At 43.9% G+C, this 16,624-nt stretch carries 15 protein-coding genes; all 15 read left to right on the top strand.

All coding sequences use genetic code 11. The features are described 5' to 3' along the window. Positions 1–91 precede the first annotated feature (91 nt). The gene (gene asnB, locus G541_RS0102545; RefSeq protein WP_027826401.1) at positions 92–1,981 is read left to right on the top strand and encodes an asparagine synthase (glutamine-hydrolyzing); all 1,890 of its coding nucleotides are present in this window, start codon (positions 92–94) and stop codon (positions 1,979–1,981) included. A 22-nt stretch (positions 1,982–2,003) separates the two neighbouring features. Then, positions 2,004–3,206: an aspartate kinase gene (gene dapG, locus G541_RS0102540; RefSeq protein ID WP_027826400.1), complete on the top strand. Its 1,203-nt coding sequence runs from the start codon at positions 2,004–2,006 to the stop codon at positions 3,204–3,206. A gap of 16 nt (positions 3,207–3,222) precedes the next feature. Then, on the top strand, positions 3,223–3,582 hold the full coding sequence (locus G541_RS0102535) for a DUF3397 family protein (RefSeq protein WP_027826399.1): 360 nt from the start codon (positions 3,223–3,225) through the stop codon (positions 3,580–3,582). A gap of 148 nt (positions 3,583–3,730) precedes the next feature. Further along, on the top strand, positions 3,731–4,162 hold the full coding sequence (gene mraZ, locus G541_RS0102530) for a division/cell wall cluster transcriptional repressor MraZ (protein ID WP_009553665.1): 432 nt from the start codon (positions 3,731–3,733) through the stop codon (positions 4,160–4,162). A 10-nt stretch (positions 4,163–4,172) separates the two neighbouring features. After that, positions 4,173–5,120 (top strand): 16S rRNA (cytosine(1402)-N(4))-methyltransferase RsmH, encoded by a 948-nt coding sequence (rsmH, locus tag G541_RS0102525; RefSeq protein WP_027826397.1) that lies wholly within the window; start codon positions 4,173–4,175, stop codon positions 5,118–5,120. Positions 5,121–5,134: 14 nt separating this feature from the next. Continuing rightward, positions 5,135–5,497, top strand: coding sequence for a cell division protein FtsL (gene ftsL / locus G541_RS0102520; protein ID WP_027826396.1), 363 nt, complete (start codon positions 5,135–5,137; stop codon positions 5,495–5,497). Next, on the top strand, positions 5,498–7,645 hold the full coding sequence (locus tag G541_RS0102515) for a penicillin-binding transpeptidase domain-containing protein (protein ID WP_027826395.1): 2,148 nt from the start codon (positions 5,498–5,500) through the stop codon (positions 7,643–7,645). It begins immediately after the preceding gene. A gap of 13 nt (positions 7,646–7,658) precedes the next feature. Further along, positions 7,659–9,143, top strand: coding sequence for a UDP-N-acetylmuramoyl-L-alanyl-D-glutamate--2,6-diaminopimelate ligase (locus G541_RS0102510; protein ID WP_027826394.1), 1,485 nt, complete (start codon positions 7,659–7,661; stop codon positions 9,141–9,143). Between the two features lie 4 nt (positions 9,144–9,147). Next, a complete protein-coding gene (gene mraY / locus G541_RS0102505; RefSeq protein ID WP_027826393.1) occupies positions 9,148–10,113 on the top strand; it encodes a phospho-N-acetylmuramoyl-pentapeptide-transferase in 966 nt (321 codons plus the stop codon). Between the two features lie 18 nt (positions 10,114–10,131). Then, positions 10,132–11,511, top strand: a complete 1,380-nt coding sequence (gene murD / locus G541_RS0102500) for a UDP-N-acetylmuramoyl-L-alanine--D-glutamate ligase (protein WP_027826392.1) — start codon at positions 10,132–10,134, stop codon at positions 11,509–11,511. After that, positions 11,508–12,599: an undecaprenyldiphospho-muramoylpentapeptide beta-N-acetylglucosaminyltransferase gene (murG, locus tag G541_RS0102495; protein WP_027826391.1), complete on the top strand. Its 1,092-nt coding sequence runs from the start codon at positions 11,508–11,510 to the stop codon at positions 12,597–12,599. The genes murD and murG overlap by 4 nt, the downstream gene beginning before the upstream one ends. 35 nt (positions 12,600–12,634) lie before the next feature. Then, complete coding sequence (locus G541_RS0102490; protein WP_027826390.1) at positions 12,635–13,477, top strand: cell division protein FtsQ/DivIB; 843 nt, start codon at positions 12,635–12,637, stop codon at positions 13,475–13,477. A 129-nt stretch (positions 13,478–13,606) separates the two neighbouring features. After that, positions 13,607–14,938, top strand: coding sequence for a cell division protein FtsA (ftsA, locus tag G541_RS0102485; RefSeq protein ID WP_009553646.1), 1,332 nt, complete (start codon positions 13,607–13,609; stop codon positions 14,936–14,938). A 20-nt stretch (positions 14,939–14,958) separates the two neighbouring features. Next, positions 14,959–16,188, top strand: a complete 1,230-nt coding sequence (ftsZ, locus tag G541_RS0102480) for a cell division protein FtsZ (RefSeq protein WP_027826389.1) — start codon at positions 14,959–14,961, stop codon at positions 16,186–16,188. Between the two features lie 25 nt (positions 16,189–16,213). Beyond that, on the top strand, positions 16,214–16,624 hold the full coding sequence (locus tag G541_RS0102475) for a cell division protein SepF (RefSeq protein ID WP_009553642.1): 411 nt from the start codon (positions 16,214–16,216) through the stop codon (positions 16,622–16,624).

Genomic DNA, 16,624 nt, shown 5'->3' with positions numbered 1-16,624 from the left:
ATCCTCCTAGGGAGTTTGAATTTTAGCAGACAAACTCGTATACTTTAACAAGTATCATAAAATTAATATTTAATTAGGGAGCGTTATTATTATGTGTGGAATTGCCGGTTTTGTAACTGACATCGAAATGGGTGCAGGCGATCAATACAAACAGCAAGTAATGCAAATGGAAAAATGCTATGTGCACCGTGGACCAGATGATAACGGTGAATTTATCGACACCAATGTTGCGATGGGCTTTAGACGCTTGAGCATCATTGACTTGGAAGGTGGTCACCAACCACTATCATATGATAACCAACGGTATTGGATTACTTTTAACGGAGAAATTTATAACTATATCGAATTACGAGAAATGTTAGCCAAGCAAGGCTATGAATTCCAGACAGACTCGGACACAGAAGTCCTCTTGGCAATGTATGTCCGTTATGGTGAAGAAGCAGTTAAGCATTTGCGCGGGATGTTTGACTTTGTGATCTGGGATACCCAAGAAAAAGTTCTGTTCGGGGCGCGGGATCACTTTGGGATCAAACCACTGTACTATGCGCAGGTAGGTGATAAGTTCTACTATGCTTCAGAAAACAAGGCTATTTATAGCCAATTACAAAAGGACCAACGGACCTTTGATAAAGACGCATTGCAGGATTATATGACATTTCAGTTTGTGCCTGAGCCAGAAACTTTGACCAAAGAAATTCGGATGTTGCAACCAGGACACTACTTTATCAAGCGGCCGGGAGAAGACATCCAGATTAAACGGTATTTTTATGCACAATTTAAGCCAGTCGATCGCCCAGAAGACGAATACATCAAGAAAGTGCGCGATGTGCTGATTGACTCTGTTAAAGCACACATGCGGGCAGACGTTCCAGTTGGGTCTTTCCTTTCCGGAGGGATTGATTCGTCGATCGTAGTGGCGATTGCTAAGGACTTAAACCCTAACTTGGAAACTATCTCTGTTGGATTTGAACGCGAAGGTTACAGTGAGTTAGATGTGGCTCAAGAAACAGCTGATAAGTTGGGAGTTAAGAACTTCAGTAGCGTGATCACTCCAGAAGAGTTTATGAAGACCTTCCCTCACTTTGTGTGGAGCATGGATGATCCATTGGCTGATCCAGCCGCTGTGCCACAGTACTTCTTGGCTAAAGAAGCTCGGAAGCGGGTAAAAGTAGCGTTGACTGGTGAAGGGGCCGACGAACTTTTCGGTGGCTACAAGATTTACCACGAACCAGAATCCTTGAAGTGCTTCAACTACACCAAGCCAATCAATGGTTTGTTGCATAAGATTGCTGAAATTGCTCCGGAAGGAATGAAGGGGAAGAGCTTCTTGATGCGGGGCACTACACCACTGGAAAAGCGGTATGTTGGGAATGCCTTCATCTTTGATGAAGAGGAAAAGAAACAATTCATCAAGGACTACAATGCAGATCATTCTTTCGACAAGATTACCGCGCCACTGTACCGTGATTCAAAGGATTACGATCCAATTACCCGGATGCAGTTTATCGATATGCACCAGTGGCTAAACGGGGACCTCTTGCGGAATGCTGACCGGACCACTATGGCGCACTCGTTAGAATTACGGACACCGTTCCTCGATGTCAATGTATTCAAAGTTGCGAGTGAGATTCCAGCTAAATACCGGATCGCGCATGGCACTACTAAGTATATCTTGCGGCAAGCAGCCGAAGGCATCGTTCCTGCCCACGTCTTACACCGGCCAAAACTGGGCTTCCCGGTTCCAATTCGCTTCTGGTTGAAAAACGAAATGTATGACTGGGCCCGTCAGATTATCAATGACTCCCAGACAGACTACTTATTCAACAAACAATACTTCTTACAATTATTAGAAGATCATCGGCAGGACAAACGTGATAACTCACGGAAACTATGGACTGTTTTGACATTCATGATGTGGCACAAGCTCTATGTGGAAGAACCTCATTTGATGACGTCAAAAGAGGCAGCTGCAACCTTATAAAAATTAAAGGGGAGATTTGATTATGAAGATTATCGTGCAAAAGTTTGGTGGAACTTCCGTTAAGGATGAAGAAGCGCGTAGTCAAGCAATGAAGCACATTCGCTACGCCGTCGACCAAGGATTTAAAGTGGCAGTAGTTGTTTCTGCGATCGGGCGTAAAGGGGCACCTTATGCTACTGATTCCTTGCTTGATCTTGTGGGTGGTGAAGATACTAAACTTTCCGCACGGGAACTTGATATGATTGTCTCTGTGGGTGAAGTGATCTCTACTGCTGTCATGACTGAGCTTTTACGGACTAACGGTTTTGCAGCCACCGGGATGACTGGACCAGATGCGGGCTTTAGAACAAACAATGACTTCCAAAATGCCAAGGTGCTGGATGTTGATACAGACAATATCATGGAAGCCTTCCAAACTAATGATGTAGTTGTGGTTGCCGGCTTCCAAGGTTTATCACGGTCCCATCATGTAACCACGCTGGGGCGTGGGGGCTCTGATACGAGTGCTGCTTTGTTAGGGGCGGCTTTAGGTGCAGAATGGGTTGACATCTTCACGGATGTATCAGGGATGATGACGGGGGACCCACGCATTGTCAAGCAGGCCCAGTTCTTAGAAGCAGTGAGTTACGAAGAAGTAGCCAATATGGCCAACGAAGGGGCCAAGGTTATTCATCCGCGGGCCGTGGAAGTAGCCCAGCAAGCACATCTGCCAATGCACATTCGGTCTACTTGGGATGATGTTGACCAATCAGGAACCCTGGTTACTGATCGCAACTTACAAATTGAACATTATCGGACCGTTGTGGGTGTTACCCAACAAACGGATCTGACTCAATTTGTGGTTAAGACCAGGGCAATGGCAACAGCTGACGTGTTGAACTTGTTAGCCAACAACGGGATCAGTGTTGACTTCATCAACATTTCACCTGAAAAGATTGTCTTTAACCTCAACCGGAGCGAAGCTAAGCAGGCCTGCAACTTACTAACCCAAGCTAATGCTGATTTTGAAACTATTGCAGGTTGTGTCAAGATCGCAGTAATTGGGTCAGGGATGGCTGGTACTCCCGGGATTACTGCCAAGATTGTTTCCACTTTGGCTGCTAAAAATATTACTATTTTACAGACGACTGATAGTCATACAACGATTTGGGTATTAGTCAATGGCAAAGATATGGAAGTAGCAGTTAACGCATTGCACGATGCTTTCTTACTCAACCAGGATTAAGAGAAAGGCTTGACTTATGCTGGAATGGTGGGAGCAATTAATAATATTAGCCGTAGTCTGGTTGATATTGTCGTTGATCCGCAAAAAATGGCCTGGCTTTTGGCGTCGGCTACATGTTAAACGGTTAGATATAGTGGTGATCCCCTTATTTATTGGCGCTTGTGATCTCTCAACGCAGGTGTTCAAATTGTCACTGTTTCCGTATATTATTTTTTTACTAGCTGTGATGGGGATCTTAATCATCATTGGGATGGTAAGCCAAAACGGAGATTTGATTTATCGAACCTTCTTTCTGTATTTTTGGCGGTTAACCGATATCTTGATACTGTTGATTTACATCGTTTTATTGGGGTTACGACTCTTCAAATATTTATAAAAGTTAATGTTAATTTAGAAAGATTGAAATCGTTTGTGGTTTCAATCTTTTTTTATTTGTCAGAAAAGTGGGGAGAGTGGGATATTATGTGGTTGAAAGTGGGGAATTGTGGTAATATTTATTTTGTATAGGAAGGTGGTGTGACCAAATGTTCATGGGCGAGTTCCAACATACGATTGATAGTAAGGGGCGGCTGATTGTTCCGGCAAAGTTTCGTAAGCAATTAGTCCCTAATTTTGTTGTGACGCGCGGCATGGACGGATGTTTATTTGGTTACCCCATGGACCAATGGAAAATCCTCGAAGAAAAAATTCAAAAATTACCGGTGACGAAGCATAGTGCGCGGACATTCACGCGGTTCTTTTATTCAGCAGCGACGGAATGCGAGTTTGATAAACAAGGCAGAATCAATCTTCCAGCATCACTGCGCAAGCATGCAGCATTGGAAAAACAATGCGTGGTCGTTGGTGTTTCGAACCGGATTGAAATTTGGTCAGCAGAACGTTGGGAAGCATTCTCCACTGAAGCGGAGGAGAACTTCGATGATATTGCTGAAGACATGATTGACTTTGATTTATAGGAGTAGGGCGATGGCGGATTTTAATCACATAACAGTACTGCTCAATGAAGCAGTAGATGCGCTGATCACCACCCCTGATGGAACCTATGTGGACTGTACGTTAGGTGGGGGTGGTCACACCAAAAATATTTTGAACCACTTGAGTGCGACAGGACATTTGTATAGTTTTGACCAGGATGACACTGCGATTACCTATAACCTAAAGCAATTGGCACCGGCGATTGCAGCGGGACATTTGACCCTAGTTGAAAGTAACTTCCGTAACCTAAAGGAAGCATTAACTCACCATGGTGTGCAGCGGGTAACAGGGGTCTTATATGACCTGGGCGTTTCTTCCCCCCAGTTTGATGATGCAGAGCGGGGGTTCAGTTATCGTTATGACGCGCCATTAGACATGCGGATGGATCAGCGACAAGCCCTAACCGCCCAAACAGTGGTTAATGAATGGGAATATGGGCAACTAGTGAAGATTTTTCACCGTTATGGGGATGAAAAGTTTGCTAAACAAATTGCCCGGCGGATTGAAAAAGTACGCCAGGATCACCCGATCGTGACAACCGGGGAGTTGGTAGATATTATCAAGACCGCAATTCCTGCGCGGGCCCGCCGTACTGGTGGTCATCCCGCTAAAAAAGTTTTTCAGGCAATTCGCATTGCTGTTAACGATGAAATGGGGGCGTTGGAAGCTTCCCTCCACCAAGCATTAGATCTGCTTGCAGTTGGTGGTCGGGTTGCTGTTATTACGTTCCAGCCCCTAGAAGATCGGATTGTTAAGGATATTTTTCGGGAGCATTCTCAGGTGCGAGATGTACCCCAAGGCTTACCAGTAATTCCGCCTGAATTACAACCTGATTTTAAGTTAGTCACGCGGAAACCGATCGTCCCATCAGCAACAGAGTTAGCAAACAACCGGCGCGCTCATTCAGCGCGGTTACGGGTAATCGAGAGAATTAAATAGGCAGGTGCATTCAAATGCAAAGTACAGCGCGAAACATTAGCCCGGCCAGACAACCTCAAAACTTACACCACAGCAGTACATATGTCCGGCCTCAAACAAACCTTAATACATATCATAAAGTTGAAGTTGTAGCAGTTTTCATTGCTATCGCTTGGTGTTTATTGTTGGCAACCTTTGTCGTTGCATCAAGCGTTAGTGCGTCAGTTGCCCAGAACCAATTACAGGTTGCCACTGAAAAGGTGACCAAGTTAAAGACAAAAAATAGCAATGCCAAACAAGAAATCAGTGAATTATCTTCCCGTTCACGCTTGGAAAGCATCGCTAAAGATTCTGGTTTGACTATGAACTCCAAAAACGTAAGGAATGTTACTAAGTAAATGAGAATCAATAAGAAGCGACAGGTAGAAGCTCGCATTAGACAGTACAGTAGGAATCATTTTGGAAGGTATCTCTTTTTTATTGTGCTCGGTCTTTTTGTGATCTTTATCGGGCGCTTTTTTTATGTAAGCGTTTTTCATCGTGCTAATGGGAAGAACCTGACCGCAATGGTTCAGAAATTATACGCTAAAGAAACTATGATTCCGGCTAAACGGGGGACGATCTATGACGCGGAGGATCAACCGATTGCCGAAGATACCACCACATATTCTGTGTACATCGTTTTATCTAAAGAAGCGGTTAACTATGGTAAGAAAGAATATTTACCAAGCTCGCAAAAAGAGAAGGCTGCTCAGGTTTTAAGCAAGAACTTATCCATGAGTTATACCAAGGTTTTACGGGCGATCAATATGGGGTTGAACCAACACCTGTACCAAGTAGAACTAGGGACGGCAGGGAAAAATATTTCCCTGGAAACCAAGAAACGTATTCAAGCGACCAAAGTACCAGGGATTAAGTTTACCGCCCAACAAAACCGTCTTTATCCTAATGGAATCTTTGCGTCACACTTAATCGGGATTACCAAGAGTAAGGATGGTGATTTAACCGGGATTACAGGACTAGAAAAGCAGTATAATCGCTTGTTAAAGGGTGAGAACGGAGTGAAAAAATCTTCGGCTGCCGGACAAGGCTTGCAGGGATTAAAAACTGCCCAAAAAGAAAAGCCGGCTAAAAACGGTGATAATATCTATACGACAATCAATCCCCAGTTACAGACATATTTAGAAACGTTGATGTCTAAGGCTGATGAGACATACCATCCTGAAAACATCAATGCTGTCTTGATGGATGCTAAAACAGGTGCAATCAAAGCTGCCTCACAGCGACCGACGTATAATGCACAGACGCGTGAAGGAATGGACAAGATGTGGCGAAATACATTGCTGGAAGATGCATACGAACCCGGGTCTACCATGAAGGCCTTCACAGTAGCAGCTGCGATTGATTCAGGCCATTTTAACCCTAACGAGTACTATCGTTCAGGGACGTACAGCATTGACGGATCCAAGATAACCGACTGGAACCCAAGTGGTTGGGGCTATATTTCGTATGCTGAAGCCTTCTTCCGGTCCTCGAACGTGGGGATGGCTCATTTAGAAGAGAAGATGGGCTCGAAGACATGGCTCCAATATATTAAGAAGTTTGGCTTCTTGAAATCGACAAATTCTGGGTTGGGTGATGAAGCTCAGGGCTCGATTCAATACCAATACCCAATTGACAGTGCTAATACTTCCTATGGTCAGGGGATCAACGTGACTGTTTTACAGATGCTTCAAGCCTATACGGCAATTGCCAACAATGGTAAGATGATAAAGCCACGTTTGATTGATAAAATCGTTGATCCTAATACAGGGAAAACGGTCTATCAGTCGCATACGACAACCGTCGGTAAGCCGATTAAGGCAAGCACGGCCGCTAAGGTGCGTGAACTGATGGAAGGCGTAGTTTACGAAAAGAACGGGACGGGGAAGTCTTATCAAATTGATGGTTACAAAGTTGCCGTTAAAACAGGGACTGCGCAGATTGCCAGCACTGATGGTGGTTACCAACGTGGGGGAACTAATTATATTTTCTCAGTAGCAGGGATAGCCCCAGCTGACAATCCGCGGTATATTCTATACGTAACTGTTAAGAAGCCAAAGACCTTTGCTGGTCAAAACGAAGGACAAATGGTAGCTTCGATTTTCAATCCACTGATGAAGCAAGCACTGGACGAAGATACAAGTGGTTATCAAGCTACAAGTATTGCAATGCCTGATGTCAAAGGCAAAAAAGTTGCCCAAGCACAAAAGCAATTACTCGAAAAAGGCCTGCAGGTGACAGTGGTGGGCAACGGCACGAAAATCAAAGCCCAGTCGGTTCCAGCAAAAAGTAGCTTGATCAGTGGCGCACGAGTTGTATTATTAACTGCGGGCACCAAACAAATGCCGAATATTACGGGCTGGTCGCGGAGTGACGTGGTTGCACTCCAGGATATTTTAGGAATCACGATCAAGACCTCCGGTTCAGGCTATGTTGCCAAGCAAAGTGTCAAGGCGGGGACTAACCTCGCAAAGGTAAAACAAATTGAAGTAAAATTAAAATAAATTGGTGAGGAAAATGTTAGCAAGTCAACTGATTAATACATTACGATTTAAAACACGGCCGGTGCCGGATTTTGCAGACTTTACGGTTAATCTGGTTACCCAAGATACCCGGGAGATTGAGCCGGGAAGTATTTTTGTGGCTATCAAGGGGTTTAGCGTCGATGGACATAAATTTGTGCCAGCGGCTGTTGCCAACGGGGCTCAGCTGATTGTGGCCCAAGAGCCAGTAACAACGACGGTACCAGTGATTTATGTCAACGATACCCGGCGGGCCCTAGCCGAGTTAGGGGATGCCTTTTATGGACGCCCAAGTCACCAAATGCAGATTGTTGGGGTCACTGGGACAAATGGGAAAACAACGGTAACTCATATGATTGATGCAATTTTCAGGCACCATGGCGAGCAAACCGGGTTAATCGGAACCATGTATCGGCGTATTGGTCAGAAAAAATTTCCGACTGCCAATACCACTCCGGATGTTTTGACCCTCCAAAAAACACTTAAGCAGATGGTTGATAGCCAGGTAACGACAGTTGCAATGGAAGTATCTTCGATTGCCCTGATTCAGGGACGTGTCTGGGGGATTGATTTTGATACCGCAGTGTTCACTAACTTTACCCAGGACCACCTAGACTATCACAAAACCATGGCAGAGTATGCCCATGCTAAGAGTTTGCTGTTTGCGCAGTTAGGTAATACCTATGGAAGCAACGGGCGGCCTAAAGTGGCGGTGATGAATATTGATGATCCTATGGGAGAAAAATTCCAAGCTGATACCGCTGCTGAAGTTTTGACTTATGGGATTAAAAACCACCGCGCAATGGTGCGGGCCCAGAATGTTAAAATCCATGAACGGGGAACCGACTTTGACCTCATTGTTTTTGGTGAAAAGCATCATTTAACGGTTAAAACTGTCGGTTTATTCAATGTTTATAACTTGCTAGCTGCCTTTGGTGCAGGCTATGTCGCTGGGATTAGCACGGCAGAATTAATTGCTACCTTAGAGGCATTTCCAGGTGTGAAGGGGCGGTTGCAATTAATCACTTCAGCTTCTGGGGTGAGTGCAATTGTTGATTATTCCCATACGCCGGATGGACTATTAAACGCCCTTACTACTATCAATGATTTCGCACCCCGGGATGTTTACTGTGTCATTGGCTGTGGTGGTGATCGTGATCGGAGCAAGCGTCCGAAGATGGCCAAGATTGCCGTTGAAAATAGTGATCACGTGTTCTTTACTTCGGATAACCCACGAACAGAAGATCCAGAGGCAATCTTAGATGAAGTAGTTGCTGGTGTACCAGCCGGTTATCATTATGATCGTATCACTGACCGCCGGGCGGCAATTCAGACAGCAATTCACCAAGCTCAAGTCGGAGATATTGTTTTGATTGCCGGTAAAGGGCATGAAGATTATCAAATAATTGGTAAAACAAAGCATCATTTTGACGATGTTGAAGAAGCCACCAAGGCATTAGAGATAAAGGAGAAGAAGTAAGAAAATGACTAATCTTGAATTGGTAATACCGTTATTATCAAGTTTTATTTTGACCTTGATTTTCACACCGGTATTAATTAAGTATGCACATCAAAAACACATGGGACAGATGATCCGCGAAGAAGGGCCACAATGGCACCAGAAAAAAGCCGGCACGCCAACTATGGGGGGCTTTGTTTTCAACTTTGCAATTTTGATCACATGTTTATGGACACCATTGGTATTGCACCAAATGACACCACAGATTCTGGTTTTAGACTTCATTTTGATGCTCTATGGCTTTTTAGGTTTCTGGGATGATTCCATCAAGTTGCTCAAGAAGCAAAATGAAGGGTTGACGGCCCGGCAAAAATTATTCGGACAAATTATTGGTGCAGTAGTTTTCTTGATTGTTTACTGGTACTGCGGATTACCATTTTCATTGAACTTTTTCGGATATGAACTTAACTTAGGGATTATTTATGTTTTATTTGTAGCTTTTTGGTTAGTTGGTTTTTCCAATGCGGTCAACTTAACAGACGGGATTGATGGTTTGGTTACAGGTCAGGCTAGCATCGCCTTTGGCGCTTATGGAGTCATCGCGTATGTTGAAAACCATACAGATATTTTGTTGTTCTGTATTGCTGTTATTGGTGCCTTGTTAGCATTTATGTTTTACAATCACAAACCAGCTAAGATCTTCATGGGAGACATGGGGTCACTTGCTTTGGGTGGGGCTTTAGCAGCCACTTCCATCTTGTTACACCATGAATTGTCATTGCTGGCAATTGGGATTATCTTTGTGGCAGAAACCTTGAGTGTAATCCTTCAGGTGGCATCATTTAAGTTAACTGGCAAGCGCATCTTCCTCATGAGTCCAATTCACCACCATTTTGAAAAGTTAGGGTGGAGCGAATGGCGGATCGACATCACTTTTTGGCTAGTGGGGTTAGTCTTTGCGATCGTCACGGTAATGATCATTATTAACTAAGGTAAGGAAGTATCAACGATGAAGAACGTAACTAAATATCAAAATAAGCACGTTTTGGTGCTAGGTCTCGGTACAAGTGGGGTTAATGCTGCCAACTTATTACTTAAATTAGGGGCTAAAGTGACTGTCAACGATAAGCAAACACCGGCTGATTTAACTGTGGTTACAAAACTACAAGCAGCTGGAATTACAGTGGTAACTGGGAGTCACCCCTTGGAACTGTTGGACGGGGTTGACTTGATGGTTAAAAATCCCGGTATCCCGTACACTAACGTTTTAGTGGCAGCCGCGGTTACCCAGGGAATTCCGGTCATTACTGAACCTGAATTGGCATACGAAGTCAGCGAAGCACCGATGTACTGTGTAACGGGTTCAAATGGTAAAACCACTACCACAACTATGATTACGTTGATGTTAAATCAAGGACGAAAGAACGGGCGCGCTGTTGCTGTCGGTAACATTGGAGTTTCTGCCAGCAAGGTTGCTCAGGAAGTTACACCAGCTGATACTTTAGTTACTGAAATATCGAGTTTTCAATTGATGGGAATTACCGACCTCCATCCACACATTGCAGTCCTAACTAACATTTACCAGGCTCATACCGATTGGCATCAAACACACGCTAACTACATTAAGGCTAAGATGCGGGTCACGATGAACCAGACAGCGGATGATTACTTTGTGGTCAACTGGGATGTTCCTGAAGCCAGAGAAGTGGCTAACCATACCCAAGCACAAGTGATACCTTTCTCCCGCCAAGCACTGACAACTAATGGTGCTTATGAAAAAGATGGGGTTTTGTATTATCAAGACGAAGCAATTATGCCAGCTGCAGAAATCAAAGTTCCGGGGACCCACAATGTTGAGAATGCCTTAGCTGCGATTGCAGTTGCTAAGCTTTGTGGAAAGAGTAATCACGATATTATCGAGGTGCTCAAAACTTTCTCCGGGGTGCGGCACCGGACGCAGTTCGTAACAACGGTCAACGAACGTAAAGTGTACAATGATTCTAAAGCAACTGATATTGAAGCTACGCAGAAGGCGCTGGACGGGTTCACTGCACCAGTTGTTCTTCTAGCCGGTGGTTTGGACCGTGGTTTCACCTTTGATCGGTTAGTACCTGATTTGCAAAAGCATGTGCGGGCAATGGTTGTTTTTGGTGAAACAGCTGATTTGATGGCCGATGCTGGACAAAAAGCTGGTATCAAAGAGATTATTCATTCGCAAAATGCGGTAACCGCAGTTCCCGAAGCATATCGTTTGAGCCAGCCGGGCGATATTATTTTGCTCTCACCAGCATGTGCTAGTTGGGATCAATGGCCAACGTTTGAAGTACGGGGTGACCGGTTCATCGAAGCAGTTGAACAGTTGAAAGCACAAGTGGAGGTAGCAAAATGAGAATTATTGTATCTGGTGGTGGAACTGGGGGCCACATCTACCCAGCATTAGCACTGATTGAAGCGATCAAGCAAAAAGATCCCCAGGCGGAAGTCCTGTACGTCGGAACGCACCGTGGTTTAGAGAGTAGAATTGTTCCTGACGCCGGCATTCCTTTCAAGACAATTGAAATTCAGGGATTTAAGCGGTCATTATCGTTAGATAATTTCAAGACCATCTATCTCTTTTTAAAGAGTGTTCATGTTTCTAAACGGATCATCAAAGACTTTAAACCCGATGTGGTGATTGGAACCGGGGGCTATGTCTGTGGTGCCGTGGTTTATGCAGCTGCAAGATTAAAGATTCCAACGATGATTCATGAGCAAAACAGTGTGGCGGGAGTTACTAATAAATTCTTAGCCCGGTTTGTTGACAAGATCGGTATTTGCTTTGAAGATGCTCGAAACGATTTTCCAGCGCGGAAGGTAGTCTTTACTGGGAATCCGCGGGCTCAACAAGTCGCTAATATGCAGCCGACAGGACGGTTAACTGAGTATGGACTTGACCCTGAAAAGCCAACCGTGATGATCTTTGGAGGGTCACGGGGAGCACGACCTATCAACGAAGCAAGTATCGCTACTTTGCCCATGTTTAAGGGGGCTGCCTACCAAGTCCTATTTGTAACAGGACAAGCCCACTATGAAAAAACCAAAATTGCTTTGCGGGATGTTGCGGTTCCTGACAATGTTAAGGTAGTGCCATACATTCCGGATATGCCCCAGATTCTGCCAGAAATTGACTGCATTGTGGGGCGGGCTGGGGCTACTAGTTTAGCTGAAATTACTGCTTTGGGGATTCCAACTATTCTAATTCCTAGTCCTTATGTAACTAATGACCACCAAATAAAGAATGCACTGAGCTTGGTAAAACAAGACGCAGCTTTGATGATCAAGGAAGAAGATCTTAATCAAAAAACGTTATTTGCTAACATTCAACAAATTATGCAAGATGAACAAAAACGGCAGCAAATGGGGCAAAATGCTCGGCAGGCAGGGGTACCTGATGCTGCTAACAAAGTAATTGCTGTCCTACAAGAAATTATGCATTAATTACAGGGTGTACTTGAGCTGAAGGGAGGGAGCATATGAAACTAGGGCGTCATCCAAAAACTTTTCGTGCCCAGGGACCATTAACACCTTGGGAAAAAGCGCAAAAAAAGCGGGCCAAAAAGGTGCGCAAACAAAGAGAGATACCGCTATTTAAAAAATTGCGACGGAAAATGCCCAAGACAAACAATGTGCGCAAACGACGCCTCCACAAAAACGCCACTATTTTAGTGACGTTTTTTGTGGTAATTGCAGTGCTGGCATTTTATTTTTGTCTCCCAATCAGCCGGGCCAACAAGATTCAAGTTCGGCATGCTAACTCATATGTTCAAGCTAAAGTTATTCGGGCTAGCGGAATCACCTCTGGGGAGTCTTTCTTTTTGGTTCGCCTCCACCAGCGTGCTATTGAGCAAAAAATCAAGACTGATATCCGGGCTGTTCAGCATGTTTCCTTGAACTACCAGGCTGGCAAGGTGGTGTTGGATGTTAAAACTCATCAACCAGTGGGCTATCAAAGTGATGGGGATACATACCGAGTGATTGCCGATAACGGGGGTATCCTGTCGCAACCATTAACTGATATTAAGGATAATATCCCAGTGTTCTTTAATTTTAAGCAAGCAACACAATTGCAAGCGACAGCGCAGCAGATAGCCCAGTTACCGCCACGGATCCGCAATGCTATTTCTGAGATTCATTATGCACCAACTGAAACCAGTACAATGCGGCTTCATTTGTATATGAACGATGGAAATCAAGTTTTGATTTTGATCCCTGATGTTAGTCAGAAAATGAAATACTATCCAGGAATAGCAGGCAAACTTAAAGAAAAAAGTATGATTGATCTGCAAGTAGGGGCGTATTCATATACGTTGAAATAAAAAATTTTAAGACGAAATTACAATCCCTTGATATACCTAGTACAACAGGTGTTTCTTGTGGTAATATTAAGTTATTAAAATATGCATAAATTGTTTTTAATCTGAATAATTAAAAAGGAGGTCTGTAAGGTGGATAGTTCTGGAATATACGTAGGATTGGACATCGGTACGACTTCGATAAAAATAATCATCGCAGAATATGTAAAAAAGCAACTAAATATCATTGGTTATGGGAATACGCGTTCAGCAGGTTTAAACCGGGGTGTGATCGTTGATATTGACCAAACAGTCGGCGCCATTCGGGATGCTATCAAGCAGGCTGAACAGCGGGCTAACTTTGAAATTCGTGACGTAGTAGTAGGGATTCCTGCTAACTTGTTAGAAATCGAAAAGTGTCATGGTATGATCGCAGTTTCACAGGCTGATGGTAAGTCCAAAGAAATCACTGATGAGGATGTTTACGAAGTCACACAAGCAGCTTTAGTACAAAGTCTCCCTCCTGAAAGGGACGTAATTGATATCATTCCAGATGAGTTTGTTGTAAATGGTCTTGATGGTATCAAAGATCCACGCGGGATGGAAGGAGTCCGTTTAGAGATGCGGGCTGTTATGTACACTGGACCAAAGACTATCTTACACAATATCAAGAAGTGTATCGAAAAAGCGGGACTCCATATTAGAGAAACGGTAGTTGCACCATTAGCAAGCGCTCATTTGGCCTTAAATGAAGGTGAACAGGACTTTGGATCAATTGTGATTGATATGGGTGGCGGTCAGACCACAGCTGCGGTTATTCACGACCACAAGCTTAAATATACATATGTTGATCAAGAAGGTGGCGACTTCGTCACTCGGGATATTTCAGTTGTTTTGAATACATCAGTTGAAAATGCAGAACAATTAAAGGTTACGTATGGTTACGCTTTGAGTAGTTTAGCTGACAAGGACAATAAATTCCCTGTTCAAGTTGTTGGACAGCAGGATCCAGAAGAAGTCAGTGAAAATTATTTAGCCCAAATCATCGAAGCACGGTTGCAACAAATTTTCACTAAGCTAGCTACTGCTTTGGATAAAGTTAATGCCTTGAGTCTTCCTGGTGGGATTATCCTAACAGGCGGGATGACCGCTATTCCTGGGATCGAGGAATTAGCCGAAGACATCTTTGGGGTGCACGTCAAGAAGTTTGTTCCTCAAGAAATGAACCTCCGCAGCCCGGCATTTACTCAGGTGATTGGCCTGGTTGACTACGTGACAAGCGAAAATGAAATCGAACGGGTAGTTAAGAGTTCATTAGGGACAGCTGATTTTGAACAAGCTACTACTTATGACGAAGATGATAGCTATGGGGATGAACCTGATACAGTTCAACTCCCACCACAACCTAAGAAGCCTAAGAAAAAGAAGAATAAAGACAAGCGTCCTGGGGGTCTTCGGAGCTTGTTTAGCAATTTCTTTGATTAAATCGTAATGGAGGAACGACTATGAGCAATGTAGATTTTCAAATTGACGACCAACAATTAGGAACCAAAATCAAAGTTATCGGTGTCGGGGGCGGTGGCGGAAATGCCATCAACCGGATGATCCAAGATAACGTTAAAGGGGTTGAATTCATTGCAGCCAATACTGATATTCAAGCCCTTAAGAAATCAGCCGCTGAAACCAAAATCCAATTAGGACCTAAATTGACTCGTGGTTTAGGGGCCGGAGCTAACCCTGATATTGGGGCTAAAGCAGCACAAGAAAGTGAAGAAGCTATCAGCCAAGCACTTGAAGGGGCTGACATGATCTTCGTTACTGCAGGTATGGGTGGTGGTACCGGGACCGGTGCTGCACCTGAAATTGCCAAGATTGCGAAGTCCCAAAATGCTTTGACAGTTGGGGTGGTTACTCGTCCGTTTAGTTTTGAAGGACCAAAACGTTCCCGTTCAGCAGCTGATGGGATGGACAAGTTGCGTGAAAATGTTGATACGTTGGTTATCATCTCTAACAACCGCTTACTAGAAATTGTTGACAAGAAGACTTCTATCATGGATGCCTTCCAAGAAGCCGACAATGTTTTACGCCAAGGGGTTCAAGGGATTTCTGATTTGATTACTTCACCAGGTTACATTAACTTGGACTTCTCTGATGTAAAGACCATCATGCAAAACCAAGGTGCTGCTTTGATGGGGATCGGGACTGCAAACGGTGAAAACCGGGTTGCTGAAGCAACAAAACAAGCAATTTCATCCCCACTATTAGAAGTATCTATCGAAGGGGCAGAACAAGTTCTGTTGAACATCACTGGTGCTAACGACTTGGCCTTACAAGAAGCTCAAGAAGCAGCTAACATTGTTGCGCAAGCGGCTTCAAGTGATGTGGATATTATCTTTGGTACTTCTGTCAATGAAGACCTAGAAGGTTCAGTGGTTATCACCGTAATTGCCACTGGCATTGACAAAAATAAGAAAAAAAAAGCACCCGCTCGGCGAGTAGCCAGCGCTACTGATTCTCCAAACAGTACCAGTGATCAACGCAATGATAACGATCGTTTTAACAACTGGAACCTGAACCGGGAAATCAACAACGATCGGCAAGTTAACCGGCGCAACGATGTAGAAGAATTTGCTAATGTCGAAAAGAAAGATTTCGATGTTTTCCAAGCTGATTCTGATACTGATGATCATAACGATGATCTGAACATGCCACCTTTCTTGCGGCATCGGCGCTAGTTTGAGATATAAAGGAGGTTCTTAGATGTCATTTAGTGATCGGATTAACAATTGGTTTGGCAGTAGTGAAACGTATGAAGATTATGACGTCCCTCCTGAAAGTGAAAATAATACTAAAGTGATGTCTTTAGTATCAGCCCGTAAAGAAATGGAAGCACAAAAAGAACATAAAATTATCTTGTTTGAACCGCGTGTCTTTTCAGACGTAAAGGTGATTGGCAACCATTTGTTAAATGGTGAACCGGCGATCATCAATTTTCAAAGAATGGAAGAGGACCAGGCTTTACGTATTGTTGATTTTCTTTCAGGAATTGTTTTCGCCCAAAATGGAGATATTAAGCGGATTGGGGAACAAATTTTCTTGTGCACACCGGAACAGTACCGGGTCGAAGGTGACCTGACTGATTCGCTAGCACGTAAATATAGGAGAGAATAA

The sequence above is a fragment of the Ligilactobacillus saerimneri DSM 16049 genome (assembly GCF_000423265.1).
Classification (GTDB): Bacteria; Bacillota; Bacilli; order Lactobacillales; family Lactobacillaceae; genus Ligilactobacillus; species Ligilactobacillus saerimneri.
Note: the sequence above shows the minus strand (reverse complement) of the source record. Positions and strands in the feature narration are given on the sequence as shown.